This is a genomic window from Pseudomonas svalbardensis (assembly GCF_030053115.1).
In the GTDB taxonomy this organism is placed as follows: domain Bacteria; phylum Pseudomonadota; class Gammaproteobacteria; order Pseudomonadales; family Pseudomonadaceae; genus Aquipseudomonas; species Aquipseudomonas svalbardensis.
Genome location: NZ_CP125619.1, coordinates 3751347 through 3778097, shown reverse-complemented (window position 1 = coordinate 3778097; position 26751 = coordinate 3751347). Strand labels below are relative to the sequence as shown.

Here is a 26751-nt window from a genome sequence, read left to right as displayed (position 1 = left end):
CCGGGCGCTGACAGATAGGCGTGCTGCTCTGCTATCCAAGCATCCGGGTAGGGTTCCGAGTGGTCTGCACCCCATCAGTTGTGTCCAACTTTTGGGGTCAGTCCACTGCGTGGGAACGATCAGTGCGCCTGTCAGCCTTGTGGATCGATGTTATCCAGCGCCCGATTCACCGCCAGTTCGCCCAGCATGATGATTTGCGCAATACCCAACAGGGAGTTGCGACTCGGCCCGTCCATGTGATCCGCCAAATCCATGGTCATGACATTGGCTGATGCCAACGACTCGCAAGCATGGCCCAGCAGGGTTTCGGTATCGAGCTCCGGGTTGACGATGAACATGGTGCCGGGTGTGCGCGGGGTGGCTTTGATGTGGGCAGCCAGTTTGAGGCAGTGATCGAGGGCGCGGTCGGCGGCTTCGTGGAGTTTTTTTGAATCGAGTGATTCGCAAGGGGATGCCGGATCGGTGTCCGGTGGATTGGGCGTTACTTTGAACATAGTTGAATCTCCTGGAATGAAAATGAAGAGCCATCACTCTCGCTACCAAACGATGGGTGGCGGCCATACGCGGGTTGGTAGACCGGTCCAGGAACCCGGCGCGTCCGAAGACGCCCTGCGCATGGCCACCATAAAAAGCAGAGATGAGACAACCCCGCAAAAGATGGTGCTATGCGCCTGGACATACCGGGCTACCAAACCCGATCGCTGCTTTTCAGCGACCGGCAAACGATAGAGCCCAGGCCCAAGGCGCACAAGCCGGCGGATTCTGGCGCAGTCGTAGGCAGCGGCGCAAGGATGTGTAGCCCGAATCAGTATCTGGAGATGTCGATTAAACAACTCGGTTATTGCTGACTTTTCGATCGATAGGAGAGACGGATAAATAAGTCCGTCCCTCTTTCGAAAACCGGATAAATAGATCTGTCCCCTTATCTCCCGGTATCAATCACCGAGATCGTTGCGCTATTAAATAGGCAGGCATAAGCGCGAGTACCGTCCGGGCTGATGGCAAGCCCCCTCGGTTGGTTCCCGGCCGGGATGTTCGTCAGGACTAGATTCTTCGCCGTATCAATCACCGAGACCGTGTTGCTACCAACGTTGCTGACATAAGCGCGGGTACCGTCCGGGCTGACGGCGATCCCGTACGGACTGTCCCCGACCTGGATGGTCGTCAGGACTCGATTCTTCGCCGTATCAATCACCGAAACCATGTGGTTAGCCTGGATGCTGACATAAGTGCGGGTACCGTCCGGGCTGACAGCGATCCCGGTCGGATGGTGCCCGACCGTGATGGTCGCCAGGACTAGATTCGTCGCCGTATCAATCACCGAGACCGTACTGCTATTCCAGTTGCTGACATAAGCGCGGGTACCGTCCGGGCTGACGGCGACCCCGTACGTATTGATCCCGGCCGGGATGGTCGTCAGCACTCGATTCTTCGCCGTATCAATCACTGAAACCGTTTGGTTAACCCCGTTGCAGACATAAGCGTGGATCCCGTCCGGGCTGACGGCGATCCCGATCGGAGCGTTCGTCGGGATGGTCGTCAGGACTAGATTCGTCGCCGTCTCAATCACCGAGACCGTGTGGCTCTTATAGTTGCCGACATAAGCGCGGGTACCGTCCGGGCTGACGGCAACCCCCGCCGGATAGCTCCCGACCGAGATGGTCGTCCGGACTAGATTCGTCGCCGTCTCAATCACCGAGACCGTGTGGCTATCAGCGTTGCTGACATAAGCGCGGGTACCGTCCGGGCTGACGGCGATCCCGTATGGAAGGTTCCCGACCGGGATGCTACCGACCAGCCCCAGCCCCGTAACGGTTACGGTTGCGGTTGCGCTCTGAACACCACTGCTGGCGCTCAGTGTGTAAGAGCCGGGAATGAGAGCGCCTTTGACGCCGCTGACGCTGACCCTGCCGGCAGCGTCGGTGATGAAGTCGCGCGGGTCGCTGCTGCCATCGCCGAATGTAAAGCCGATCGGGAGAGTCAGACTGAGCTTGCCCTCGCGGATGGGGATGTTATTGCTGGTACAGAGAAGCAACTCAACGTTCTTGAGTAGGCCGGCCGGGGCGATGGTGTAGGGCTCGTTGGTGAAGGTCAGCACGTCATACTCCGCGCTAACAGTATAGGTGTGCACCGGGAAGGCCACGGCCGTTGCGGCATTGGCCACATTATCAAAGTTCACCCTGAAGCTGATGGTCAGCACACTCCCATCCTTGAGCGTCTTCAACCAATCAATCGGTGCCGGCCGGATCAGACCCGGCAGCGCGGTGTGCGGCTCACCTTTGCGGTCCTCGAAAAAGATCGCCGTGCCATTGATATCGAACCCGTCATAGCGCAACCAGACACACTGCCCGCTCACTTGCTGCGGCCATTCACCCACCCGCAGCTGATCGCTGGCCTGCATCTTGGTCACGTCCAGTTCGTTGCCGATCGCGCTGTCCAATGCTGGTGTCGGCAGACTCGGATGGTTGTCCGGAATCGTGCCGACTGAAGCTGTCAGTGCCGGCGACGGGAATGACCTGCCGCCGCGAATCAGCACATAACTCAACTCGACCGTTTTACCCATATTCGCCGCGATAAACGCCTTGCTCAGCGCAAAGTTGGCGCGGCTGTTGACGTTGAGCGGCTTGGCCGCGAAGGTCGGCGAGCCAGCACCAGGGGCGCCCTTGACGATGAGTCGCACGGTGTCGCCCGCACGAAAACCCAGCACTTCCACCTGACCGTTGGCACCTTGCAGATTGGCCGGGTCCAGCGGGTCGAGCACCCCGTTGACGGATTTGATCAGACTCGGTGCTTGCAGGTTCGGTAGCCCCTCACCAATCACCCGCGCCGTGGCGGTCCTGGACGTTGCGAGTGGCACGCCGCCTCTGATCAGTTGATAGCTGACCCGCACCACGCTGTTGGTCAGCACCTTGTCGTTAGCCACCTGAAGGATGCAGGGTTTTTTCTGCCCAAACTCGTCAGCCTCGACGTTACCGACCACCGGCACTACCACATCCGCTTGCCCGGGCAATGTGGCGATGTAGGTCGCGCTGATGCTGTCGCCCGGCTGAAAGCGAGGATCGTGGGTGAGGACGATCACCAGCAGCGGATTGCTGCCCAGTTTTTCCAGGTCGATGGTGTTCGGCTCGTCGGTCGGGTCGTTCTGGATTTCCCGCAGGATCGGTTCCGGCAACCGATTGCCCGCCAGGTCCACGTCGACGACCTGGGTGGCCGACCACGGCGAGTTAGGGTCGGGGTTGTTACCCACCTGGTCGGTGACCGTGTAGGAAAACTTGAACTGCGCATGGTCCTGGGCGCTTTCCAGGTCCGCGCGAGTGACGGGGAAATATACCGAGACCGGGGTCGCCGAGCCCGGCAGCGGGGCTTCGAGCGGAGTGACGTCGTGGTACACCGGAAAGCCGTTGCAGTTCAGCCAAATCCGGTCGTAGGCCCGGCAATAGGGGTAGGACACGCACACCTGGGCACTGACGAAGTCGGGACCGACGCCGTTCTTGATGACGTCGGGCAGGATCAACTCCAGCTCGGAGTGGCCGTCGACACCTGGATCACGGTCCACGTTGCCGGGCCGGATGGCGTTGTACAGCATCTCCAGCGGCGGCTCGGAGGTGCCCATGTTCTGGCTGCCACGCGTCACGGTGTAAGTGAGGCGGTTGATGAAGTCCGGCTGCAGCAGCTTCTTCGGCAGATACAGGGTGCTGATCGCATTCTCCTCGCCGGGCTGAATAATCTTGCCGGCAAGGCCTGTTTGCCCGTTCATGTTGAGCGTGATTACGTCGCCAAGCTGTAGACCCAGCGGTGGATCAACGTGAACCTCCAGGCCCATGGGTTCCAGGTCATAAATGCGCAGCGGGACACCAAGATGAGCCCCCACCACCGGTTCTGTTGCGGCGGGGATCCTGGGTGGAAACAGTGCCAGCACGGTGTTGTCGGTCAGTGAATTGTCGAGCGCACTGAAGTCCAGTGGCGTGATGTCAAGTGCACTCATATCCACCGGGATGATGCCGGATGGGTCGGATTGATCATTCATCTGAAGCCGCTCCTTCGCCTGTAAGTCCGCCATAGACAGCAGACTGATGGGGGCTATCAGACACCTGACAAGAACTGGCTGGCTACTGTCAGAACTATCAGGTCGATGGGGTTTTCAGACGAGCGGTCGGGGCTGTGGGTTGTTCAAAGGCGCGTAACTGTCGACTGAAACGGGCTTGGTGACTCCATTTTTTTGTGGACACTATCTTGGATACAGTTGCCCCAGCCCGTCGAGCCGGTTGCCGCCCCAACTTCCCGCTGGACTTCAAACACCAATCGTCGAGGCCACCTTTCAGCCTGGTGCCTCCCCCCGTTTTACGTCAATGGCCGTAAGGTGCCTATTTGGGGTACTTACCGGGGCGGCCATATCCGCATGGGTAATCAAGTCGGACGCGTGACAGGCCCCGATACCATTGAGCTTCTTTATCAGTGCTTGACTACGGATGGTGAGATTCTTGCCGGCTGGTCTCGTGGCACAGTAGGCGTTGATCAGGCAGGACGTACCACTCTGACCTTCGTATGGGGTTGGTTGTCGGGCGCGACTGGAGGTGGGGAGTCGAGCTACGTCGAGCTTGCGGCGTAGCGGTTAAGGATTTATTTGATAATTGCGCGTCCATCTGTGCCGCCAGACCCCAACGCCTGAAGCGACGCATCACGCAGTAAAAAGCCCACTGAACCGGCGACGGTCAGTGGGCTTCTAGTGCCCGGAAAAGCATTAAACCAGCGGACTCACCCGCATCCCCCGCGCCGGATCATCCAGCAACTTGAATTGCTCCACCATGAAATCAATCAGCATCCGCATCGACGGCAGCATCCCATGCCTGCTCGCAAACACGGCGTAGATCATTTCAGTCCGCGGAGCCCAGCCAGGTAAAACCACCACCAGTTGCCCGCGATCAATGTAGTCGTGCACCAGGGACATAGGCATCTGCGCAATGCCGATGCTGTCCAGCGCCGCGCATCGCAGCATGGGCAGTCCCTTGGTGATGAGTTGCGGACGGTGTTGAATCGTAAATTCCGCGCCATCCTGATGAAACAACGTCCAGCTGTAATCACGTTGCGGACTGCCGTGATGGACGCTGGGGAAGCGTGACAGGTCTTCCGGTTCCTGGGGTTCGCCCAGGCGCTGCAATAGCGCGGGACTGGCCACCAGACATTGTGGACGCTGGGACATAACCCGGTTAACCAGGTCCGAATCCTGAAGGGGAGGCGGGCGTACTCTCAGGGCAAGATCAACGCCCTCGGCCACCACGTCTACTTGACGGTCGCTGGCTTCCAGATGCACTTCGACTCGCGGGTGCATGGCCATGAATCGCGTGATCATGCCGCCCACGCATTCTTCCAGTAACACCGTCGGGCAGGTGACGCGCAGCAAGCCACCGGGTTCTGAGCGGGTCATGGCAACCGCCGCTTCAGCGGCTTCTGCTTCCTTGAGCATTGAACGGCAATGGGCGTAGTACGTCAGCCCTAGTTCCGTCACTTTGAAACTGCGGGTGTTACGGATGATCAGGCGCACGCCGAGTCTTTCTTCGAGCAGTGCGATCCGTCGGCTGAGGTTGGATTTAGGAATGCCTAGCGCCCGTGCAGTCGGCGCGAAGCCGCCGTGGTCCACCACCATAACAAAGTACTGAAGGTCATTGAGATCGAGCACTGGGCGACGTTCATTCAGCCAAAGGAGGCCAACTATACAAGAAGGATCGTCCACTGTATGGGAAAGAGAAACCAACTATTGGGGCCTAGTTGACCAGGCAACACGGCGGCTAGATTGCCGCTGTTTGGTTGGTTCACTTAAGGAGATACAGATGTTACGCAGGACAGTTCTCGCCATGTCTGTGGGTTTGGCCGCACTGGGTTCGGTGTGTTGGGCCAATGCTGCAAACGATCCTTCCGTGGTGCTGGTGCATGGTGCGTTCGCCGACGGTTCTGACTGGGCGAAGGTGATCACTTTGTTGCAGGCCAAAGGTGTGGAAGTACGGGCCGTGCAGAACGGTTTGAATTCACTGGCCGATGATGTGGCCACAACCCGTCGCGCGATTGAAACGGCGCCGGGCAAAGTGGTGCTGGTCGGGCATTCGTGGGGCGGCAGTGTGATCACTGAAGCCGGTGCCAGTGACAAGGTAGCGGCGCTGGTTTACGTGGCCGCCTTCGCCCCGGACGTCGGGCAGACCACGGGTGAGCTCGGTAAAGACTATCCGCCGTCGCCGGGCATGCGCGAATTTGTGGCCGACAAGGCCGGGTATCTGTCGCTCACGCAGCACGGCATGGAGCAGGATTTTGCCCCGGACGTGCCCGCTGCGCAGGCCCGGTTGATGGCGGCCACGCAAGGCGCCATCAATGCCCGAGCGTTCGACGAACGCATCAGCGTGGCCGCGTGGAAGCAGAAGCCATCGTGGTACATCGTCAGTGAGCTCGATCGCATGATTGCACCTGAACTTCAGCGCGCACTCGCCAGGAAAATAAACGCCACAACGACAGCGCTGCCTACCAGCCATGTGCCGCATCAATCCCGCCCCGCAGATGTGGCCAAGGTCATTACCGAAGCGCTGAACACCACGCGCTGAACATGACCTGCGATGTAAATCAAAGTCGCCACATCAATAAATAGGGATATGAAAGATGACTGTAAATAGCAAGGTTTTCGACTTTGTCATTCTGGGTAGCGGTTCTGCCGGTGCCGTATTGGCGGCGCGTTTGTCGGAAGACAAACAACTTAGTGTTCTATTGGTTGAGGCGGGTCGAGCCTTTGAACCCGATGAGTATCCAGAAGCGATCTACAGCAGCAATATCATCGCCGCCAACGCGGATGGACGTTATGAGTGGGGATATTTCGCAACGCCGGTCGATCAACCGCAAGCGGTCTACGTTCCGCGTGGAAAAGTACTGGGCGGAAGTTCCGCCATCAATGGCGCCGTTGCCTGCCGGGCCTTACCTTTTGACTTTGCGCGCTTCACTGCCAAAGGCCTGAAAGGCTGGAGCTTTGAAGAGGTGCTGCCCTATTACAAAAAAATGGAGCGCACCCCGCACGGTGAAGAAGAATGGCACGGCCGCAGCGGGCCGCTTCCGATTCACCAAATGTCATTGGAATACATCACCCCTGTACAGCGCGCAATGGTCGAGGCGGCATGGGCTTGCGGCGCCAACAAAGTCGACGATTTCAATGATCCCGACGCTAATAACGGCGCGGGCGCTATTCCAATGAACGTGATCAACGGTGTACGCGTTAACACCGGGATGGCCTATCTCACGCGGGCAGTACGCGCTCGTCCAAACTTGACGATCCTGGATCAAAGCCTCATCGACAAGGTGCTGATTGAAGGCGGCAAGGTTCAGTCCGTGTTGTTGGCCGGAGGTGAAAAAGTCCACGGCAAAGAAGTTATTCTTAGCGCTGGCGCCTATGGCTCTGCTGCCATTCTTTTACGTTCAGGCATCGGTCCCAGGGCAGACCTTGAAGTGTTGGATATTCCCTTGGTCAAAGAGGCGCCGGTCGGTGTTCGACTGCTCGATCATGCGTTCTTCTGGATGAATTTCAGTGGAACAGAAGCGTTGAAAGGGCAGGATCATCCGGTGGTGGGGGCGCAGTGGTGGACCCACTCATCCTATGCCGGGTCGGATAAAGAACTGGATATCGCTATTTCCCCCTCGCATTTGCTCGATCCCGCCAGCAGTCCGACCGGTGTCGCGTTTTCGCTGGGTCTGGAACTGATGCATTGCACATCCCTCGGTCGCCTGCATTTGAAAAGTCGCGATCCCGAAGAGGCACCTGTTATCGAACTGAATCACCTGACCAGTGAAGACGACATGAACAGAATGATCGAGTGTTTCCGTCTGGCCAGAAAACTGGCCAACACTGAACCGCTTAAAAGCATGATCGTGGAAGAGCTCTATCCAGGCTCATCCATTGACGACAGTGATGAGCACATTCGTGCCGCGCTGGCAAAAGGTGTGGGCACTTTGCAGCACCCTTGTTCGACGGCCCCGATGGGGTTGCCGGATGACCCAAACGCCGTGGTGGATGAGGAGGGGCGCGTTTACGGCATAGAAGGGCTACGCGTTATTGATGCGTCCATTTTCCCAGAGATCCCGCTGATCAACTTGAACCCGACCGTCATCATGACGGCGGAAAAGTTGTCCGATGCCATTAAAAAATCCCTCCAGTCCGCATAAAAAACCTTGAGGGGGCATGCCATCTGAAAGGTATGCCCCCGACTTTTCTCTGGATTACTAAAACTTGAACAAACTGTCCGAGATGCATTCTTTCGCCATGGTGGTGGACACCGGCAGTATTTCCGAAGCCGCCCGGCGTTTGGGTATCGCCAAGTCAATGGTCAGCCTGCGGATCCAGCAATTGGAAAAGCGCCTGGGCAGCATCTTGTTGGAGCGTGGTCGTCAGGCCCGGCTGACTGAGTCGGGCGAGGTGTTTCACCGTTATTGCGTGCGTATTCTGGCCGATGTCGAAGATGCCGAAGATGCAGTGTTGGCGTTTCAATCGAGTTTGCGCGGGGCCCTGCGGCTTGCCGCGCCGATGGCCTTCAGCATTCGCTACCTGACGCCGATTCTGTCGTCATTCGCGGTGCGTTACCCCGAGTTGCGGCTAGATGTCGAGTTTGATGACCGCCACGTCAACTTGCACGAAGAGCAGTATGACGCGGCCATCCGCATCGGCGAGTTGCCTGACTCCTCGCTGGTCGCCAAGACCATTACGCCCAACCGTCACATCATCTGTGCGAGTCCGGAGTACCTGGCCGCTCACGGCACACCGCAAACCCCGCAAGAGCTGGCCCAGCATTTCGCCATGCTCTATGTGAATCGCGAACCCCACGGCATGTGGACGCTGCCGGTGAACAACACCTTGGAATCGTTTCGTGTGCGTTGCCGTATGCGCACCAATAATGGCCATCAACTTTTGGAAGCCGCCAAGGCCGGTATGGGCCTGGCGATTTTGCCCACCTTCCTGGCGGCGCAGGCCATTGTGGCTGGTGAACTGAAAGAGGTGTTGGCGCCTTATGCCCCTCGAGGCGGCAATATCTCGGCGGTTTACCGGCGATCCCAGCGAGCTTCGCCCAAGCTTCAGGCGCTGATCAACTTCCTCATCGAACAGATCGGTAGCCCACCGGCGTGGGAGCAAATGCTGACGGCTCACTCGCAACCACAGCGTTGATTCGTTCGAGAATAGCGAAACGTGGAATCGTCTTTTGCCGACTTATGAGTCTGCGCACCCTCCCATATGCTTTTTCCCAACAGACGCATTCTGGCGTCTGACAGGGAAGAAGACGGATGAAGAGTACCCTTAACAATCCTGCTCGCCGTGCTGTACTGGCCGGCGGTGTTGTGGCCGCCGCTACGTTGGCGGCGGGCAGTGGTTTGGCGCAGGCGTTGGAGTCAACCGGCAAGCGTGCCGCTCACAGCGCCCCGGTTGACGTGATCATTGTCGGCGGTGGCTCGGCAGGTGCGGTGTTGGCCCGTCGTTTGAGCGAGAACAACCAGCGTCAGGTGGTATTGCTTGAGGCGGGCCACAGCTACAGTCCGCACAACTACCCCGAGATCATTGCCAGCAGTGACATCGTCGGTGCCAATGCCAATCCTGAGTTCGAATGGGGTTACAAGACCCGACCGGGCTACATCGATCATCCCATCGGCGCCTTGCGCGGCAAGGTGCTGGGAGGCAGTTCGGCGATCAACGGAGCGGTGGCCATCCGCGCCCGTGCCAGCGACTTCAAGCGCTGGGATCTGCCTGGCTGGAGCTATGAAGAGCTGCTGCCTTCGTTCAAAAAGCTGGAAACCCACAGCGGTGGTGCCAGCCCGTTGCACGGTCATGAAGGGCCGCTTCCGGTGCATCAATTGGGCAAGGCCGATGTCACCCCCATGCAGCGAGCCTTCATCTACGCGACCTTCGCCAACGGCTACAGGGTGATTGAGGACTTTGACGGCGCTGACGCCCACGGCGTGGGCCCGTACCCGATGAACATCGTCAACGGCGTGCGGGTCAACACCGGCATGGCGTATCTCACCGATGAGGTGCGCGCACGCGACAACCTGCATATCCGTACCGACAGCCTGGTGAACAAAGTGCTGTTCGACGGTACTCGTGCGGTCGGTGTGCAACTGGGCAACGGTGAGAAGCTGCTGGCCGGTGAAGTCATCCTGTCAGCTGGCAGCTACGGCAGCGCCGCGATCCTGTTGCGTTCCGGCATTGGCCCTGGCGAGGACCTGCGAGCCTTGCAGATTCCACAAGTCGCTGAGCTTGCGGTCGGGCAGAACCTGGTGGATCACCCGTTCTATTACAACGCCTATGCCGCCAGGCCTGACCTGATCGGCAGCCAGTCGCCCGCCATCGGGGCCAAACTCTGGACCCACAGCCGTTCTGTCGAGAATGGCGAGCTGGATCTGCATATCACGGCCACCCATTTGTTCCCCCATGAACAGAGCCCGACCGGCGTTGGCTTCGTGCTCGCGGTAGCCCTGACCCGGCCACTGTCTCGGGGCAAGGTGACGCTGGCCAGTCGCGATCCGTTCGTGGCACCGAACATCGACCTGAATTTTCTCGCCGAGCCCAAGGATCGCCAGCGCCTGCTGGATGGCATCCGCCTGGCCCGCAAAATCGGCACCACGGGGCCTCTGAATTCGTTTATCCATTCCGAGCTCAACCCCGGTCAAGGCAACGATTCGGACGAGGCCTTGCTGGCCAGTGTCAAAGCCAGTCTCGACACCTATCATCACCCGACCTCGACGGCCCCGATGGGCAAGCCTGGGGATGCGCGGGCGGTGGTCGACCTGCAAGCGCGGGTCATCGGTGTGCAGGGGCTGCGCGTCGTGGACGCGTCGATCTTCCCCGACGTGCCATCGGTCGCCACCAACATCACCGTGATTGCCACCGCCGAGCACATCGCCCGTCTTTACGCTTGACCCTCAGGAACCTGCCTCTATGAACAGCACCCCGGTTTTGAACTGGATCGACGGCCAATGGCTGGACTCCGGTGTTTACAAAGACTCCATCGACCCTGCGACCTACGAGCTGATTGGTCGATACGCCGAAGGAGGCTTGAACGAAGCGCAACAAGGGATTGAAGCGGCGCAACGGGCGTTTGCCGAAACACCCTGGAAAGATGACCGCCAATTGCGCGCTCAGGTTTTGCTGGAGCTGGCGGACGCCTTCGAGCGCAACGCCGATGAGCTGATCGATACCCTGGCGCTGGAAAACGGCAAGATCAGACCCGAAGCCGAGTTCGAGGTCAGCATGGTGCCCTCCAAATTGCGCTATTACGCCGCCCTGGCCCGTGCCGAATACGGTCGAGCAGCCGAGCCCCGGCCCGGCAAGATATCGTTGGTGATTCGTCAGGCGGTGGGCGTGGCGGGCATCATCGTGCCGTGGAACTCGCCGGTGGTGCTGATGATTCGCTCACTGGCACCGGCGCTGGCGGCCGGTTGCACCACGGTCATCAAAATGCCCGGGCAAACCGCCCAGACCAACTGCCTGGTGGCCCGGATCATGAGCGAGGCGCTGTCGCTGCCGCGCGGCGTGATCAATCTGTTCAGCGAGCAGGGCGCGGCCGGCTCCATCCATCTGGTGGAGTCACCCCGGGTTCCAGTGATCAGTTTTACCGGCAGCACCACCACCGGCCGGGCGATTTCAGCCGTGGGTGCGCAACACCTCAAGCGTTTCGGCCTTGAGTTGGGTGGGAAAACACCCATGTTGGTGTTTAACGACACCGACCTCGATGCCGCTGTACCAACCCTGGTGAAAGCCCTGACGGTATTCGCCGGTCAGTTCTGCATGACCGGTTCGCGCCTGCTGGTACAACGCGATATCGCCACGGCGTTGACCGAGCGTCTGGCCGAGCGACTGGAAGCTGTGCGTGTGGGGCCCGCCGCGGACCCGGCCAGCGAAATGGGTCCGTTGATCGATAAGCCCAACGTGCAACGGGTCAATCAAATCGTGAAGGAGGCGATTACCGCCGGTGCCCAGGTCATCGTTCGTGGTGGCCCGGTGACCGAGGGGCCTTTGGCCAAGGGCGCGTTCTATCGCCCGACGCTGCTGCGGGTCAGCGACCCCGAGATGGCGATCGTCCAGCGCGAAACTTTCGGCCCGGTGCTGACGCTGCAGGTCTTCGACAGCGAAGCCGAGGCGATCGAACTGGCCAACAACAGCGAGTTCGGTCTGGCGGCCAGTGTCTGGACCCGCGATGTCGACCGCGCGTTGCGGGTGGCACGCGAACTGGAGGCGGGCACGGTGTGGGTCAACGACTGGGCCGTGGTCTACGACGAGTTCGAAGAAGGGGGTTTTAAACAGTCGGGGCAGGGGCGCCTCAATGGCGTGGCGGCCATGGATGACTTTGTCGAGTACAAACACATCGCACTCAATCCCGGTCTGCGCCAAGGCTGAATCCAATGCAGCCACCCCGATTATTGATTGGCATGCTGCTGGCAGGGACGCTTGCCGCGTCCTCTGCCTTTGCCGCCAACCAGAATAATGTGTCGCCCATGAGAAGTGCCCCCATGTCCCAGGACAGACTTTACGACGCTTTACTTGATGCACTCACCGCGACGTTCGGCCATCACCCGGGATTTCGCACGACTCATGCCAAGGGTTTATTGCTACGCGGAACCTTTGCGGCTTCGCCATCAGCCCCGGTATTAAGCCGGGCGGCCCATTTGCAGGGGCAACCGGTGCCGGTGGTGCTGAGGTTCTCCAACTTCAGCGGCGTGCCGGCCACCGAGGACGGCGATCCGCAGGCCAGTCCTCATGGCCTGGCCGTTCGCTTTACGCTGCCGGACGGTGAGTTCACGGATATCGTGACGCACTCGTTCAACGGCTTTCCAGTGGCCACGCCCGAAGACTTCCTGAGCTTTTTGCAAGGCATTGCCGCCAACGTCGCCACGCCGGCGGATCCGCTACCGCTGCAAACCTTTCTGGCCAGTCATCCAAGCGCGGAGCATTTCCTTCAGACACCCAAGCCCGCGCCGAGCAGTTACGCCAGTGTCGAGTACTTTGGCGTGAATGCCCTGGTGTTCAGCAATCGTCAGGGTGAAGTGTTTATCGGTCGCTACCGTATTGAACCGTTGCGGGCAGAGCCTGCATTGAGTGATCAGCAAGCCGCCGCGATGCCAGCCGATTATTTGCAGGACGAAATCGGCGCACGACTGGTCAGGGGGGCAGTGAAGTTACGTCTGGTGGTGCAACTGGCGGCGCCGGGGGATGCCATCGAAGATGGTTCGATCCCTTGGTCGCGCAGCCACGAGGAAGTCAAGCTGGGGATTCTGACCCTTGATGCGCTTGTCGCGGCCGAGGAACAGCAGCTCGCCCAGCAGCGCCTTGATTTCAACCCCGGGCGCTTGCCCGATGGCATCGCACCCAGTCACGACCCGATGATTCTAGCGCGCGAACGCCTCTATCAGCGGGCCATGCTCCGGCGGCAGCAACCATGAGTATTGACGCTGATATTGGCGTCAGTGTGATTGTGCATGAGGTCAATCCGCAGTATCAGGCGTTGTATGAGCAATGGATGAACAAGGCCATCGACGCCCATCGGCAGTTTCCGGGTTACCTGGCGACGGATGTGGTCAAACCGGTCGGCTCGCACTTGCGCTACGCAATCATCCTGCGCTTTGTCAGCAAGGGGCATGTCACGGCCTGGCTGGAATCCCGGGTCCGTCATGCCTTGTTGCGCGAGTCGTTGCCCTGGCTGCGGCAGGACTACCACCGTACTGACGATGATTCGAAATTCTGGTTTGAGCCGCTGCAAGGGCGGGTGACGGTTGAGCGATGGAAGCAGTGGTTATTGTCCTGGATGATCGTATTGCCATTGACCGTTTTTGTGCCTTGGGTTCTGGCGGCTGGGCTTGAACTGTCTGATTTGCGTCTGCCGGTCTGGTTATTCAAGGTTGCGGTTGCCGGGGTGGTGTCATTCAGTATGGTCTACGGATTGATGCCGTTGACGACGCGTCTGATGTCGCGCTGGTTGTTGAGCTGATATCAGTGGTCGTCGTGAATGATTAACTTCTCCGTTTATCACGATATAGCCGCTATAAAACGTGTAATAAGCTATCCATGAATATTCCCGAAAAAGTAGTCTCTACCGGTCCAATAAGAAAGACAGGTCCCACGCCATCCCATTGAACCGTTACAGTTCCGCCATCACATTCAACCTCAACGGAATGGTCTAACAAGCCACGACGAATTCCGTTAACAGCGGCACCACAAGAGCAGGAACCTGAACCGAGTGGAATACCACCCCCGCGCTCCCAAATGCGCAACCGAATGTGCTTTCGGTTGATGATCTGGACGAAATGCACGTTCGTCCTGAGGGGGAATAGGGGGTTGGTTTCTATTGTCGGTCCGATTGTCGCTATATCAATGGCTGTTAGATCATCCACAAAATAGGTGCAGTGCGGATTTCCCATGCTGCAAGCTGATGGGTCACCAGCAAGTGGCAAAACAGCTGTATCCAGTTCCAGAGCCAGGGGAATATCCGACCAGCCGAAAAGCGGCTCTCCCATGTTCACAGAAATTGCGCCGGTTGAGGTCCGTTCGCAAGTGAGTAGACCACGCTTGGTTTGGAGCGCTATCGAAGTGGTACTTGATTCGCGCATCAACATATCCGCGACACCCCGCGTTGCGCTGCCACAAGCATCCAGCGTGGAGCCATCTGCATTCCAGAACATCAAACGCGCATCTGCATCATCGCAATCGAGCACTACCGCGAGTTGATTGAAGCCGATTCCTCGGTTCCGATCACCCATTCGCCGAGCCAGGGCACTTGTCATTGGATTGGCCGCGTTTCGTGAGTCCACAATAATGAAGTCATCGCCATTGGCGTGCATTTTATGAAAACTCAGCGGCATAAATAGATCCTGGCGGAATTGACGTTTAAAGACGATCTAGCACCAATTCGGTGTTCTGATCCGTATTTTCCTGCGCTATCTGCATCTGTAACGCACACAGCCACCGGCTCACAATAACGGCACGCTCCGCAGTCGCGGCAACTGCTGCGCCGCAAACTCATAATGTAGGAGGCCCAATGGGCAAGATGGCGATTTTCCTGGGTGGATTTCTGGTGTTGACCATTTTGATTGGTGCCCTGGCCACGATCTCTCCCGCTTAGTCCTTCCTGCGATCAGACATCCTCCCGCCAGCGCCGCGCCTGAACGACCAAGGCCGGCGCAAAGTGCAGCACGACCATTCGCACCAGGTGATGGGTCAGGATGAACACCACGTTCAGGCCGCCACTGAAGGCGACGAGGGCGATGGTTTCGATGGCGCCAGGCATGTACGCCAGCCACAACGACAAGGGGTCGCTGCCCAGGACCCGTCCGGCCACTGCGGCAAACGCCGCTGCGATCAGCAACATCAAGGCGACGGCCATCAACCCGGCTCGTCCGTGGCGGACAAGTTCTGCGAGGCTGATGTCTTTGAATTTCGAGCCAATCAGCACGCCGAGCAGGACCACGGCGGTGTCGACACTCCATGACGGCAGGTGGAAGGCCTGGAGATAGCCCATTTTGAGGTAGACGCCGGTGACGACGATCGCGGTGAGCATGAACGGCGCCGGAACGCCGACGCGCAACAGCAAGCGGCCGAGCAACAGGCACAAGGCGATCAGTGACAGCAGGGTCAGCACCGTGCTCATGAGCAGCGGGCTGCTCTCGGCAAGTGCCACGTCGGTCTGTCCGGGAATGCAAAAACTGACCAGCACGGTGATCGACAGCAGTCGCACCAGGTGCACGACGATCACTTTGCTGGACGCGCGTTCGGACTCGAGCAAATCGAACACGGCGGCGAGTGCGCCCGGATACACGGCTAACAGGGAGTCCTTCGGGTTCCATCCCGAGACTCTGAGCAGCCACAAACCGGCCACGGCGCTCTGGACCATCAGGCCCAGCAGCATGAAACCCAGACTGGGCAACATGGCGGCCGCGGTTTGGCTGTTCCACGACGTGAACATCAGGCCGGTCGCGATCCCCAATACGATTTGCACGTAGCCAAGGCTGAAGGGCAGCGCAGGAGAAAAACGCAGATTGCTGGCGATCAACGCGGTCGCGAGTATCGAGCCGAGCAACAGGCCATGGGGGAGACCGGCATATTGCAGCGCGGTGCCGACGCCGGTGGCGATCAGCAAACACAGAAGGGTTTTCATGGTTTTGTGAGTCGTCCTTGATTCTTGTGTGAACCCAACGCTTGCATCCGCGCCACGCACGTTTTCCCATCTAACGGCGTGAAGCGTCAAGTGACAAAAAGCACAACGCCTCCACAGTGGGAGGCGTTGCAGTTTCAGCGATACCGCTCGTGTTACTTAAGGTCGAAGCGATCCACGTCCATCACTTTGGCCCAGGCGGCTACGAAGTCTTTAACGAACTTCTCCTGCGCATCAGCGGTTGCATAGACTTCAGCCAACGCTCGCAACTGCGCATTTGAGCCGAAGACGAGGTCGACACGGGTACCTGTCCACTTCACTTCGCCGGTTTTGCGATCGCGCCCTTCAAACTCCTCATTAGCCTCCGACACCGGTTTCCATTCCACGCCCATATCCAGCAGGTTTTTGAAGAAGTCGTTGGTCAACGCCTCCGGCTGCTTGGTGAACACACCATGTTTGGTTTGCCCGACGTTGGTGTTCAGCACGCGCATGCCGCCAATGAGCGCGGTCATTTCTGGCGCGGTAAGTGTCAGCAGTTGCGCCTTGTCGATCAACAGCTGCTCGGCCGCTACGCTGTATCTGCCTTTGAGGTAGTTGCGGAAGCCATCGGCGATGGGTTCGAGGAAGCCGAAAGACTCCACGTCCGTCTGCTCTTGGGAGGCGTCCATCCGTCCTGGCGAGAAAGGCACCGTCACGGTTTGACCGGCATTTTTCGCCGCCTGTTCGACGCCGGCGTTACCGGCCAGCACGATCAGGTCTGCCAGCGAGATCTTCTTGCCGCCGCTGTTGAACTCGCTTTGGATACCTTCGAGTTTCGCCAGTACGTTCGCCAGTTGGTCAGGCTGGTTGGCCTGCCAGAACTTCTGCGGCGCCAGACGCAAACGCCCACCGTTGGCACCACCGCGTTTGTCGGAGCCGCGGAAGGTCGAAGCCGCCGCCCAAGCCGTAGATACAAGCTGCGAGACGGTCAGGCCTGAGGCCAGCAGTTTGCTCTTGAGTGCGGCGACGTCACTGTCGTTGACCAAGGCATGGTCGACCTCTGGAATCGGATCTTGCCAAATCAGCTCCTCGCTCGGCATTTCCGGGCCGAGGTAGCGGGAGAGGGGACCCATGTCGCGGTGGATCAGCTTGAACCAGGCGCGGGCGAACGCGTCGGCCAACTGGTCTGGATTGGCCAGGAAGCGCCGCGAAATCGGTTCGTAGATCGGGTCGAATCGCAGCGACAGGTCGGTGGTCAGCATGGTCGGATTACGACGTTTGGACGGGTCGTGAGCATCCGGAATGATCCCGGCGCCGGCGTTGTTTTTCGGTATCCACTGGTTCGCACCGGCAGGGCTTTTACTCAGTTCCCACTCGAAGCCGAACAGGTTTTCCAGATAGTTGTTGCTCCACCGGGTGGGGGTGGTGGTCCAGGTTACTTCCAGGCCGCTGGTGATGGTGTCCGGGCCTTTACCGGTGCCGAAGCTGTTCTTCCAGCCAAAGCCTTGGGCTTCGAGGCCAGCGGCTTCGGGCTCGGCGCCGACATTGTCGGCAGGTCCGGCGCCGTGGGTCTTGCCGAAGGCGTGGCCGCCGGCGATCAGTGCCACGGTTTCTTCGTCATTCATCGCCATGCGCGCGAAGGTTTCGCGGATGTCCTTCCCGGCCGCGACCGGGTCTGGGTTGCCTTCCGGGCCTTCCGGGTTCACATAGATCAGGCCCATTTGCACGGCGGCGAGCGGGTTTTCCAGGTTGCGTCCCTGGTCGGTGCGGCTCTCCTCATTTTCCCCCGGCTCGGCAACGAGTGGGCCTTCGCCAGGCTCTTGCATGGGCTCGTTTTTTTTGCCGTAGCGGGTGTCGCCGCCCAGCCACTTGTTTTCCGAGCCCCAGTAGACGTCCTCATCCGGTTCCCAAACGTCCGGACGACCGCCGGAAAAGCCGAAGGTCTTGAAGCCCATGGACTCCAGCGCGACGTTGCCGGTGAGGACGATCAGATCCGCCCAGGAAATTTTACGACCGTATTTTTGCTTGATCGGCCAGAGCAGCCGACGCGCCTTGTCGAGGCTGACGTTGTCCGGCCAACTGTTGAGCGGCGCGAAGCGTTGCTGGCCGGAACCGGCGCCACCACGACCGTCACCGGTGCGGTACGTACCGGCGGCGTGCCAGGCCATGCGAATGAAGAGTGGCCCGTAGTGACCGAAGTCCGCCGGCCACCAGTCCTGGGAATCGGTCATCAACGCAGTCAGGTCTCTTTTGACCGCTTCAAAGTCCAGGCTTTTGAATGCTTCGGCGTAGTTGAAGTCCTCGTCCATGGGATCGGACAGGGACGAGTGCTGATGGAGGATCTTCAGATTCAGTTGGTCCGGCCACCAGTCGCGGTTTGTCGTGCCACCGCCAGCGGCGCTAAGGAACGGGCATTTCGATTCGTTTGCCATGTGTGAGCTACCTTTGGTCGTATTCATCCGGCTATCCGGCCCAGCGTGGGCGTTAAACAGCAACGAGCGAAACCAATGACACAGGCTGCAGGGCCAGCAGTTTGATCAACTGATTGTTTTGATCACACGGGAATTCTGAACAGCGGCAATCGAGTTGCCTGCACGGTGGCCTACGGCAGGTTTAGTCAGGCTTCTGACCCATTCCTATCTCCTTATCAGCTCTTTACCGGCCGGCTTATGGTGCCGACGCTCGGATAAGGTTAGACCCCAGTTGGGAAGTCAGCTAATAGGGGGAGTATTGGGTCGTGATAGGCAGAGTCTTTTACTGGCGTCACGGGGAGGCCCCGCGTCTATTTGAAGCATAGACGCGGGAAAGCCGCTACTTTCGCACGTTCTGGTACAGCATCAACCTTGAGGTTTCGTGCATGGCGCGGGTCAGTTGCGACAGGCGCTTGAACTCTTCAGGGTTTTGCTCGGCGACGTTGTCCAGCGGCGTCGGTGAGGCCAGGTCATGGAGACTTGGCGAGCTGCCGTCGTGCTCCATCTGCACCATGTAGTGTTGAGTCACGCCGGCAATCAGCGGGAATGTTCCCTCACGCAGTACCAGCGGTACCACGCGTTCACCCTCGGGCGCGGGCTGCTGAATGTCACGGCCCATGCCGCTGTTGCGGAACTCAAGGCCGGCCATGCCCGCCACGGTGGGCAGCAAGTCCACCAGGCCGACCGCTTCCTTGACCTTACGCGTCCCCAGCAAACCCGGTGCGTGGATGATCATCGGCACCGCGTTGCTTTCCAGACCCAGTTGCTCGTAGGCCGGTGCCAGGAACGGGATCTGCGCGATTCGGGTGTTGTGGTCGCCAAACAGCACGAAAATGGTGTTGTCGTACCAGCCGCCTGCTTTGGCGATTTCCATCAAGCGACCAATGTTGAAGTCCAGCAAGCGCACGGCGTTGTACTGCTCGACACTGCGCGACCCTGCGGCCTGAACTTCGGCCAGGGTAGGGTGCTTGACCTCGAATCCATCATTGGTCCTGGGAATCGTGAAGGGGCGGTGGTTCCCGGCCGTCTGCACATAGGCGAAGAACGGTTTGTCCTTGGGCAGTGCTTGCAGGATCTGGTCGGTTTCCTTGAACAGGTCCAGATCGGAAATCCCCCAGACATCCACCACCGGGGACTTCCAGTCCCGCTCTTCGAACAAGCGAACGCCGTCGATGCTTTGCCGAATCAAGGCATTCATGTTGGCCCAGCCGGAGTTGCCGCCGATGGTGTAGATCTTGTCGTAACCGGTGAAGGCGTTGATCAGTGTGTTTTGCTTGGTGATCAACGGATTACGCGTCGCGGTTTCCTGTCGAGTGACGTCAGGCACACCGCTAATGCTGGCCCATACGGTTTTTGCGGTCCCCGTCACGGGCACATAGAAGTGCTCGAAGAACCAGCTCTGCGTGGCCAGGCGATCGATGTTCGGCGTCGGATTGATCGGGTTGCCGTAGGCCCCGACGGCGCTGGTGCCCAGCGATTCGAGCATGACGAACATCACGTTCGGCGGCCGGGAACCCGGTATTTTGTAGGGTTGCGGCGCCTGGTGACGGACGAAATCAAGGGTTTGCGGATCGGGCTTGTCCACGCCCAGGTAGTTGGCCATCACCGCGTAGTGTTCGCGCACCTGCGTTTCGTCATAGCGCGACTGGCCGACTTTGACCGTGTCGTAGAGGAACAACACCGGGTTCAGGCCCAGCGCGGCAACCTGGTTATTGCCCGAGAAGAACGCATCGCTCCAGCGCAACGGGACCGGGTTCTCAAGGTTCATGTTTTCGACACGACCTAAAATGCCCAGCAGCACCACCACGACCATCAACGCGCCACCCAATGTCGCGGAAATCCGGCGAATGGCTTTGCGGGGGCGGTCCAGCGTCACGCGTTCGAGACGCACCAGGGCCAGTGTCACCAGCGTGACCGTTGCCAGCCAACCCAATGAAATCCAGATCACCGGGTAGGTCTGCCAGACCATGTCACGGGATATTTGCGCATCCTCGATAAAGCGCAGCACGGTGGCGTTGATCCTCACGCCCAGGTAGGCGTAATGACCAAAATCGATGATGTAAATCAGCAGCAGGACGCTCAGGGCCGCGACCAGATACACGCGGGCGATCCGGCGAAGCAGACGGCTGCCGATCAGGTTCCAGCGAGGAATCCAGGCCAGTAACGCCAACGGCAACATCGCCAGGATGGCCAGGCGCAAATCGAAACGAAAGCCGATCCCCAGCGTTTCCATGACGGCATTTTGGTCGATCAGCGCTCTGGCGTCGAAACCGGAATAGCCGAAAAAGAACATGACCCGAAGCACAGCAAACAGCGCAAACGTAATCGCTGTCGCGCCCAGCCAGTAATGTAAACGTCTCGAGTGCAGCCAACCCATCCCTGTTCCCCTGTTAATAAAGTCGTTAAATCTCAAACGGAACTGGACACATCGCCCACTGCACCGTGGCGCTTGGTTGCCCGGCGATACGTCCAGCGCACGGCAGGCATCAGCAGTGCCATGCAGCAATACAGACCCAGCAGTGGATCAACCAGGTAATCCCAATAGTTTTGCGAAGGTTTGATCCCGGCAATGAAGGCCAGGGTCGCGCTGGCCAGCATCACGACGGCCAGGCCGTTGCGCAGGTAAAACAGGCCCAGTGTCAGCGCAGCGACGAAAATCAGCATGGGGCGCGGGCTGTAGCCAAACCGATAGGGGTCCAGATCACTCATGCCCAGGGTTGCCGGGTACAGCACCAGGGCCATCGCGGCGAAGAGGATCAGTACGCCGGTTTTACCCCGCGCAGGTGGCAGGATGTCCAGCCGACGCAAGCAGCCCCACGCCATGAACACCATGGAGGTGATCGCCAGGTCATCAATGTAGCTGCGCAAATAGGCGGCCAACGATAACCCGTCCAGCGATATGAAGCTGGCTGCCAGCAATACGGCCAACAGTGCGATCCGCCAGGTCCTGTGCAAGCCGAAAGAGGGCAGCACCAGGAAGATGATCAGTGCGAAGCTGACATGGGCTTGCCACAGGCTGATCATTTGCGACGCTCGTTAAGCCATGCATCGTTAAAGGTGACGTGCTTGATGAAGGTGTTGTTCCAGGAATAAACCAAGTGATACATCCCGTCGGGGCTGCGGATGAAGTACGGGTATTCATATTCAAACTCACACCCTTGGTTTTTACAGACACGGTTGTCGAGGTTGTCCAGGAACTGCGCCTCCAGCGGTTGGCGAAGCGCGCCGCTGGAACCGCGGAACTCTTTACCGATGATTTCCTTGTAGGCCTCGGGGGAAAACGGAGCGCCTTCGGGATCAGGTGACTTGTCCAGGTCCCGCAACGAGCGCCAATCGTCCATTTCTGCGTCGGTCCCATACAGACTCAGCTTGAAACGCCCCTCCTGCAGGTCGTTGAGCGCCACCAGCAACCCATGTTCGGGCGTCGCGACGGCGGCCAACGATGAGTTCGGATTCGAAGGATCGAGCGGATAAGGTTCGCTCCAGGTTTGACCGGCGTCTTCGGTGCGGGTCGCCAGCACGCGGTGGTGGGTGTTGCCGGCATAGCGCAGCAAGGCGATGCCGCGCTGGCCGTCCAGTGGAACCACCGTGGGTTGCAATGAGTTTTTGCCGTAGCTGATGCGGAATTTGTCGATCACATCGCCGTCTGCGCTCAAGTAGAGGTACTCGGCAAACTTGCCCAGAAACTCGTGGTAGACCGGCAAACCGATGGAGCCGTCGGCATGAAACACCGGTGCCGACCGGACCAGGGTGCTGATGTTCAGAAAGGGTGAAGTAATCAGCTGGCGCGGAGCGGACCAATGTTCACCGAAGTCGTCTGAAACCATCACATTGACCGCGCTGCCGGCCCAGCCACCCATGGACACGGACACGTAGAACAGCCACACGCGATTATCCGGCGCGAGGGCAACCACCGGATTGCCCAGCTTGCGAATGTATTTTCGGGTGCCCTGTTGGGTCGAATCCCGAGTCGCCAATACTTTTTCTGCACCCCACTCGCCGGTTTTCGGGTCGAAACGGGCAGAGCGCACCTGCACATCGGCCGCGCCTTCGCGGGAGCCAGCGAACCAGACCGTCATCAAGCTACCGTCGGGCAAGGCGGTCACCGCCGAGGAATGCACGAAATCCACCAGCCCGGAGGAGGCGAAACGGCTGGTATAGATGGGCTTGGCCACTTGGCCGGCCACTGCCATTACTGGATTTACCAGGGCAAAGGAGGAATGCGTATTGGCAGGATTGACGAACCATGCAGCCGCAAAAAGGCAAGAGAGTGCAAGGTATGCACCGAAGGCAGGAACGCTGGGAAGTTTGATGCGCATAATTAAGACTTTGGCATCTCATGGCCCGATAAAGCGCTCAAACTAACACTCGGTAGTACACGATCGGGTTTAATGATTTTCTATTTTGTAAGCAATTATTTGTGGCGTGCTGCGCAGTCGACGATCCAAGTCTGATTGATGGGCTGAAACCATCGGATTAGACGGTTTTCGCTTCGGCACCACGGGACTGATCGACCATCCCCGCCGTTGGTCGCAAAAGTCGGACCGGAGCCGTGGCGAACCTGAAATGGAAGCTTCTATCCATCCCCTGCAAAAAGTAATCTGTCACCCCGACACTTGGATGGATCCAAGCCATGCACCTGACCCACCGCCCCGTCAGCGCTGAAGATGTCCTGACGATTTGCGACTTTCCTCAAAATCCCCAAGAGCTGTTTTTTATGTTCCCGAAGGCTCAGTACCCGCTGACGGAGGATCAACTGCAGGCTTCGATTGCTCAACGTTCCGACTCAACGGTGGTTGAGGCGGACGGTTCTGTGATGGGCTTTGCTAACTTTTACAGGTTTGAGCGCGATGGCGTTTGCGCGATAGGCAACGTGATCGTGTCGCCCAAGGCTCGGGGGAAAGGGATCGCGAAGTTTTTGGTGCAGACGATGGTGAGGCTGGCGTTTGAACGTCATCGGGCACGCGAGGTGCAGCTGTCGTGCTTCAACGAGAATACGGCAGGGCTGCTTCTGTATCCGCAGCTCGGGTTTGTGCCGTATGGGGTTGAGGAGCGGTTGGCGCCGGATGGGCGTCGTGTGGCGCTGATAAACATGCGGTTGCTCACCGAAGCCAAAAGCGTGGAAATCCCATGCGCATAGATAAAGCTTGTCCTGTCGTGCTGCGAAACAAGAGTTACGAGCGCTTCTGGGGAAGCCTGGTGGAGGATCGTGAATTAGACTCAACAGCGAACATCCGACGGTGGGAGTGACAACGGTGGCGGGATTGCGATGGACTCGCTGATCACGGCCGCAGCGCAGGCGCTGGCTGCGGGTGATCCGCTCGGCGCGCTGAACCGGGTCGCGTTGCGCGACGATGCGCCGGCGCTGGCGTTGCGCGGGATTGCGATGGCGCAACTGGGCGACCTGGTGCGAGCCAAGGCGCTGGTGCAGAGGGCGGCGCGGGCCTTCGGTCCGAAGGAGGCATTGGCTCGGGCGCGGTGCGTGGTCGCCGAGGCCGAGATCGCGCTGGCCTCCCGGGAGTTGGGCTGGCCGGTGAAGGCACTCGAGGCTGCGCGGGTGACGCTTGAGGCACACGGCGATCGAGTGAACGCCGCTCATGCGCGGTATCTGCAGATCCGGCGTTTGCTGCTGATCGGGCATCTCGACGAGGCCGACGTGCTGCTCGCCGAGCTTGACCCCGCGCCATTGCCGCCGGCATTGCGCGCCGCCCACGAACTGGTCGTGGCGGGGATCGCGATGCGGCGACTCGAGACGAACAAGGCGCGGTCTGCACTCACGAGGGCCGAGCACGCCGCGCGCGACGCCGATATTCCTGCGCTGACGGCCGAGGTGGAAAACGCTGCCCTTGTCCTGAACACGCCCGTCGCGCGTTTGATTGCCCATGGCGAAGAACGGCCTCTGTTGCTGGATGAGGTTGAAGCGTTGCTCGCGTCCACGTCGCTGGTCGTGGACGCCTGTCGCTACGTCGTGCGTGGTGCCGGCATGTCGGTTTCCCTCGCCACACGCCCGGTCTTGTTCGCCCTCGCACGGGCACTGGCCGAAGCGTGGCCGGCCGACGTGTCGAGGGAAACGCTGATTACCCAGGCCTTTCGTTTGAAGCACGCCGATGAGTCCCTTCGCGCACGATTGAGAGTCGAAATCGGGCGACTGCGTGCGATGCTTAAACCCTTGGCCGGCGTGACTGCAACCCAACGGGGTTTTGCGCTGGTGGCGCTGGTTGCCTCTGACGTTGTGGTGCTGGCGCAACACGCCGAAGAGAAGCACGCGCAGGTGTTCGCTTTCCTCGTCGACGGTGAGTCGTGGTCGAGCTCGGCCCTGGCGCTGGCCCTCGGTGCCAGCCAGCGCACGGTGCAACGAGCGCTCGATGAACTGGCCCGCGCGGGCAAGGTGCAGTCGTTCGGTCGCGGTCGGGCACGTCGCTGGATGACCCCGCCGGTGCCGGGTTTCGCGACGACCTTGTTACTCCCGGTGCCACTGCCGAGTGACTAGGATGAACGCCACCCACCCGTAACGAGGAATGCCAACATGAAACAGTCAGCAGCCCAAATCCTCCGTGAATATGGACCCTTTGCCGGTGTCGACAAGGTGCATGGCGTCACCTGGGACGGCCAGCACGTGTGGTTTGCCACCGGCGACAAACTCAACGCCCTGGACCCTGCGAGCGGCAAGACAGTGCGTTCAATCGATGTCGCCGCCCATGCCGGCACCGCCTTCGACGGCCAGCACCTGTTCCAGATCGCCGAGGATCGCATCCAGAAAATTGACCCGCAGACCGGCCGTGTACTCGCGACTATCCCGGCGCCTGGCGGCAGTGACTCAGGGCTGACGTGGGCGGAAGGGACGTTGTGGGTCGGTGAATATCGGGATCGCAAGATTCATCAAATCGATCCCGAGACCGGCGCGATTCTGCGCACCCTTGAATCCAACCGCTTTGTCACCGGGGTGACCTGGGTCGAGGGGCAGCTTTGGCATGGCACCTGGGAAGAAGACGAGAGTGAGTTACGCCATATCGATTCGACCACCGGCGAGGTGCTGGAGAGCGTGAAGCTGCCGGCCGGCGTCGGCGTGTCGGGGCTTGAATCGGACGGTGGCGATCAGTTTTTTTGCGGCGGCGGTGGCAGTGGAAAGGTGAGGGCGGTGCGGCGCCCTCAATAAGGCGCCGCTCAATCATTCAAGGTGCGCCAAACAACATCGTCCAATAAACGCCTTCATCGCTACGCGCGTCCGCCGCATAGGCTGCGCCCATTTGGGTATACATCGGGTTCATCAGGTTGGCGCAATGCCCCGGGCTGGCCAGCCAGCCCGACATTGCCTTGCTCGGTGAACCCTGGCCGGCAGCGATGTTCTCGCCGATCTGCCGGCCACGGAAACCAGCCGCTCTGGCCCGGTCCGCGGGCATGTCACCGTCGGGGTCCTGGTGGGCGAAGTAGTTGCCGTAGGCCATCGCTTTGCTGTGCCCTTGCGCCGCAGCGCCCAGGGCTGCGTTCCAGGCCAATGACCGTGCGGCGGCGAAGCGCTGACGACCGCAGAGGCGCGGCTTTGAGCGTGCCGCATTGACCTGTGCCAGCAACGCTTTGCTGACGGCTCGCGAATCACCCACACGATTGTCCAGCACGGGTTGCGCCAGCACCACCTGCCACTCACTCCGGGCACGACTGACGCCAATGTCGGCAAATTGGGTATCGAGCAATGCCCCGCAGTAATCACTCTGGAGCATGTCGAAGGCCTCATCGGCATCCTGCGCACCGACCACGCGAATGGTGCGCACCGTCACCGCCTGATAGCCGGACGCTTTCAATCGATCGCGCAAACCGCCGCCATAGCCGATCGGCAAGGCCAGGTTCGACTTCAACGCCAATGGCGATAACGCTCGGCCGGCGCGTCCCAAGCAGCGATCGGGGTGAGCGCGGTAGTCGTTGATGGCTTCCACCAACTGCCTTTCGGCACCGGCGTGGGCGGGGTTGGCGAACAGGGAAAACAGAGGAATGAAACAGAGCGAGGCAACGCGAACGGACAGGAGGGTTTGGCGCATGGATGAATAGCTCTGAGCGGGCAAGTGGAATTCACGGCTCGGCTATGACTGGGGCTTCAACACAAGGTTCACGGGGGCAAGAGACATATTTGCGCTGGGCGCAGTGCGTCCGCC

Annotated in this window: 20 protein-coding genes and 1 pseudogene; 11 read left to right on the top strand and 10 right to left on the bottom strand. The window is 59.6% G+C overall.

Annotated elements, in window-relative coordinates; translation table 11 throughout:
- Positions 1 to 131: 131 nt before the first annotated feature.
- Together QFX16_RS17335 and QFX16_RS17330 are read right to left on the bottom strand one after the other, a co-directional pair.
- On the bottom strand, positions 132 to 494 hold the full coding sequence (locus tag QFX16_RS17335; protein ID WP_283180660.1) for a DUF6124 family protein: 363 nt from the start codon (positions 492 to 494) through the stop codon (positions 132 to 134).
- A gap of 428 nt (positions 495 to 922) precedes the next feature.
- Positions 923 to 4027, bottom strand: a complete 3105-nt coding sequence (locus tag QFX16_RS17330; protein WP_283180659.1) for a YncE family protein — start codon at positions 4025 to 4027, stop codon at positions 923 to 925.
- A gap of 339 nt (positions 4028 to 4366) precedes the next feature.
- On the opposite strand from QFX16_RS17330, the pseudogene QFX16_RS17325 reads away from it, so the two are divergent.
- Positions 4367 to 4609: pseudogene (locus tag QFX16_RS17325) on the top strand (avidin-fold protein); the annotation flags it as partial.
- Between the two features lie 132 nt (positions 4610 to 4741).
- Here QFX16_RS17325 and QFX16_RS17320 read toward each other — a convergent pair.
- Positions 4742 to 5644: a LysR substrate-binding domain-containing protein gene (locus QFX16_RS17320; protein ID WP_439900136.1), complete on the bottom strand. Its 903-nt coding sequence runs from the start codon at positions 5642 to 5644 to the stop codon at positions 4742 to 4744.
- A gap of 208 nt (positions 5645 to 5852) precedes the next feature.
- Here QFX16_RS17320 and QFX16_RS17315 point away from each other — a divergent pair, with 208 nt between their 5' ends.
- The 7 genes from QFX16_RS17315 to QFX16_RS17285 all read left to right on the top strand — a co-directional run bounded on the left by QFX16_RS17315 (position 5853) and on the right by QFX16_RS17285 (position 13994).
- Positions 5853 to 6587, top strand: a complete 735-nt coding sequence (locus tag QFX16_RS17315; protein ID WP_283180657.1) for an alpha/beta fold hydrolase — start codon at positions 5853 to 5855, stop codon at positions 6585 to 6587.
- Between the two features lie 55 nt (positions 6588 to 6642).
- Positions 6643 to 8190, top strand: a complete 1548-nt coding sequence (locus tag QFX16_RS17310; RefSeq protein WP_283180656.1) for a GMC family oxidoreductase — start codon at positions 6643 to 6645, stop codon at positions 8188 to 8190.
- A gap of 64 nt (positions 8191 to 8254) precedes the next feature.
- Positions 8255 to 9184, top strand: a complete 930-nt coding sequence (locus QFX16_RS17305) for a LysR family transcriptional regulator (protein ID WP_283180655.1) — start codon at positions 8255 to 8257, stop codon at positions 9182 to 9184.
- Positions 9185 to 9300: 116 nt separating this feature from the next.
- Positions 9301 to 10929, top strand: a complete 1629-nt coding sequence (locus QFX16_RS17300; RefSeq protein ID WP_283180654.1) for a GMC family oxidoreductase — start codon at positions 9301 to 9303, stop codon at positions 10927 to 10929.
- 19 nt (positions 10930 to 10948) lie between these two features.
- Positions 10949 to 12406, top strand: a complete 1458-nt coding sequence (locus QFX16_RS17295; RefSeq protein ID WP_283180653.1) for an aldehyde dehydrogenase family protein — start codon at positions 10949 to 10951, stop codon at positions 12404 to 12406.
- A gap of 113 nt (positions 12407 to 12519) precedes the next feature.
- Complete coding sequence (locus QFX16_RS17290) at positions 12520 to 13449, top strand: catalase family peroxidase (RefSeq protein WP_283180652.1); 930 nt, start codon at positions 12520 to 12522, stop codon at positions 13447 to 13449.
- Positions 13446 to 13994 (top strand): putative antibiotic biosynthesis monooxygenase, encoded by a 549-nt coding sequence (locus QFX16_RS17285; protein WP_283180651.1) that lies wholly within the window; start codon positions 13446 to 13448, stop codon positions 13992 to 13994. The genes QFX16_RS17290 and QFX16_RS17285 overlap by 4 nt, the downstream gene beginning before the upstream one ends.
- Before the next feature lie 52 nt (positions 13995 to 14046).
- Here QFX16_RS17285 and dapF read toward each other — a convergent pair whose 3' ends face one another.
- The 6 genes from dapF to QFX16_RS17255 all read right to left on the bottom strand — a co-directional run bounded on the left by dapF (position 14047) and on the right by QFX16_RS17255 (position 22923).
- Entirely contained in the window at positions 14047 to 14865 is an 819-nt protein-coding gene (gene dapF / locus QFX16_RS17280) for a diaminopimelate epimerase (RefSeq protein ID WP_283180650.1), read from the bottom strand.
- 272 nt (positions 14866 to 15137) lie between these two features.
- Positions 15138 to 16157: an AbrB family transcriptional regulator gene (locus QFX16_RS17275; protein ID WP_283180649.1), complete on the bottom strand. Its 1020-nt coding sequence runs from the start codon at positions 16155 to 16157 to the stop codon at positions 15138 to 15140.
- 152 nt (positions 16158 to 16309) lie between these two features.
- On the bottom strand, positions 16310 to 18565 hold the full coding sequence (gene katG / locus QFX16_RS17270; protein ID WP_283180648.1) for a catalase/peroxidase HPI: 2256 nt from the start codon (positions 18563 to 18565) through the stop codon (positions 16310 to 16312).
- 379 nt (positions 18566 to 18944) lie between these two features.
- Positions 18945 to 20981 (bottom strand): LTA synthase family protein, encoded by a 2037-nt coding sequence (locus QFX16_RS17265; protein ID WP_283180647.1) that lies wholly within the window; start codon positions 20979 to 20981, stop codon positions 18945 to 18947.
- Positions 20982 to 21013: 32 nt separating this feature from the next.
- On the bottom strand, positions 21014 to 21628 hold the full coding sequence (locus QFX16_RS17260; protein ID WP_283180646.1) for a hypothetical protein: 615 nt from the start codon (positions 21626 to 21628) through the stop codon (positions 21014 to 21016).
- Positions 21625 to 22923, bottom strand: coding sequence for a sialidase family protein (locus QFX16_RS17255; RefSeq protein WP_283180645.1), 1299 nt, complete (start codon positions 22921 to 22923; stop codon positions 21625 to 21627). The genes QFX16_RS17260 and QFX16_RS17255 overlap by 4 nt, the downstream gene beginning before the upstream one ends.
- 314 nt (positions 22924 to 23237) lie before the next feature.
- Here QFX16_RS17255 and QFX16_RS17250 point away from each other — a divergent pair, with 314 nt between their 5' ends.
- The 3 genes from QFX16_RS17250 to QFX16_RS17240 all read left to right on the top strand — a co-directional run bounded on the left by QFX16_RS17250 (position 23238) and on the right by QFX16_RS17240 (position 25760).
- A complete protein-coding gene (locus QFX16_RS17250; RefSeq protein WP_283180644.1) occupies positions 23238 to 23744 on the top strand; it encodes a GNAT family N-acetyltransferase in 507 nt (168 codons plus the stop codon).
- A 129-nt stretch (positions 23745 to 23873) separates the two neighbouring features.
- On the top strand, positions 23874 to 25094 hold the full coding sequence (locus QFX16_RS17245; RefSeq protein ID WP_283180643.1) for a helix-turn-helix domain-containing protein: 1221 nt from the start codon (positions 23874 to 23876) through the stop codon (positions 25092 to 25094).
- 36 nt (positions 25095 to 25130) lie between these two features.
- Positions 25131 to 25760, top strand: coding sequence for a Vgb family protein (locus tag QFX16_RS17240; RefSeq protein WP_283180642.1), 630 nt, complete (start codon positions 25131 to 25133; stop codon positions 25758 to 25760).
- Between the two features lie 16 nt (positions 25761 to 25776).
- Here the strand turns inward: QFX16_RS17240 and QFX16_RS17235 are convergent, their stop codons facing one another.
- Positions 25777 to 26637, bottom strand: a complete 861-nt coding sequence (locus tag QFX16_RS17235) for a CAP domain-containing protein (RefSeq protein WP_283180641.1) — start codon at positions 26635 to 26637, stop codon at positions 25777 to 25779.
- Positions 26638 to 26751: the final 114 nt, after the last annotated feature.

Excerpts from the sequence above, each read along its gene's own strand:
- QFX16_RS17260 (WP_283180646.1), bottom strand. The coding sequence starts at position 21,628 with ATGATCAGCCTGTGGCAAGCCCATGTCAGCTTCGCACTGATCATCTTC.
- QFX16_RS17335 (WP_283180660.1), bottom strand. The coding sequence starts at position 494 with ATGTTCAAAGTAACGCCCAATCCACCGGACACCGATCCGGCATCCCCT.
- QFX16_RS17245 (WP_283180643.1), top strand. The coding sequence starts at position 23,874 with ATGGACTCGCTGATCACGGCCGCAGCGCAGGCGCTGGCTGCGGGTGAT.
- QFX16_RS17275 (WP_283180649.1), bottom strand. The coding sequence starts at position 16,157 with ATGAAAACCCTTCTGTGTTTGCTGATCGCCACCGGCGTCGGCACCGCG.
- katG (WP_283180648.1), bottom strand. The coding sequence starts at position 18,565 with ATGGCAAACGAATCGAAATGCCCGTTCCTTAGCGCCGCTGGCGGTGGC.
- QFX16_RS17285 (WP_283180651.1), top strand. The coding sequence starts at position 13,446 with ATGAGTATTGACGCTGATATTGGCGTCAGTGTGATTGTGCATGAGGTC.
- QFX16_RS17250 (WP_283180644.1), top strand. The coding sequence starts at position 23,238 with ATGCACCTGACCCACCGCCCCGTCAGCGCTGAAGATGTCCTGACGATT.
- QFX16_RS17330 (WP_283180659.1), bottom strand. The coding sequence starts at position 4,027 with ATGAATGATCAATCCGACCCATCCGGCATCATCCCGGTGGATATGAGT.
- QFX16_RS17240 (WP_283180642.1), top strand. The coding sequence starts at position 25,131 with ATGAAACAGTCAGCAGCCCAAATCCTCCGTGAATATGGACCCTTTGCC.
- QFX16_RS17320 (WP_439900136.1), bottom strand. The coding sequence starts at position 5,644 with ATGGTGGTGGACCACGGCGGCTTCGCGCCGACTGCACGGGCGCTAGGC.
- QFX16_RS17255 (WP_283180645.1), bottom strand. The coding sequence starts at position 22,923 with ATGCGCATCAAACTTCCCAGCGTTCCTGCCTTCGGTGCATACCTTGCA.
- QFX16_RS17300 (WP_283180654.1), top strand. The coding sequence starts at position 9,301 with ATGAAGAGTACCCTTAACAATCCTGCTCGCCGTGCTGTACTGGCCGGC.
- QFX16_RS17235 (WP_283180641.1), bottom strand. The coding sequence starts at position 26,637 with ATGCGCCAAACCCTCCTGTCCGTTCGCGTTGCCTCGCTCTGTTTCATT.
- QFX16_RS17310 (WP_283180656.1), top strand. The coding sequence starts at position 6,643 with ATGACTGTAAATAGCAAGGTTTTCGACTTTGTCATTCTGGGTAGCGGT.
- QFX16_RS17290 (WP_283180652.1), top strand. The coding sequence starts at position 12,520 with ATGTCCCAGGACAGACTTTACGACGCTTTACTTGATGCACTCACCGCG.
- dapF (WP_283180650.1), bottom strand. The coding sequence starts at position 14,865 with ATGCCGCTGAGTTTTCATAAAATGCACGCCAATGGCGATGACTTCATT.
- QFX16_RS17265 (WP_283180647.1), bottom strand. The coding sequence starts at position 20,981 with ATGGGTTGGCTGCACTCGAGACGTTTACATTACTGGCTGGGCGCGACA.
- QFX16_RS17315 (WP_283180657.1), top strand. The coding sequence starts at position 5,853 with ATGTCTGTGGGTTTGGCCGCACTGGGTTCGGTGTGTTGGGCCAATGCT.
- QFX16_RS17295 (WP_283180653.1), top strand. The coding sequence starts at position 10,949 with ATGAACAGCACCCCGGTTTTGAACTGGATCGACGGCCAATGGCTGGAC.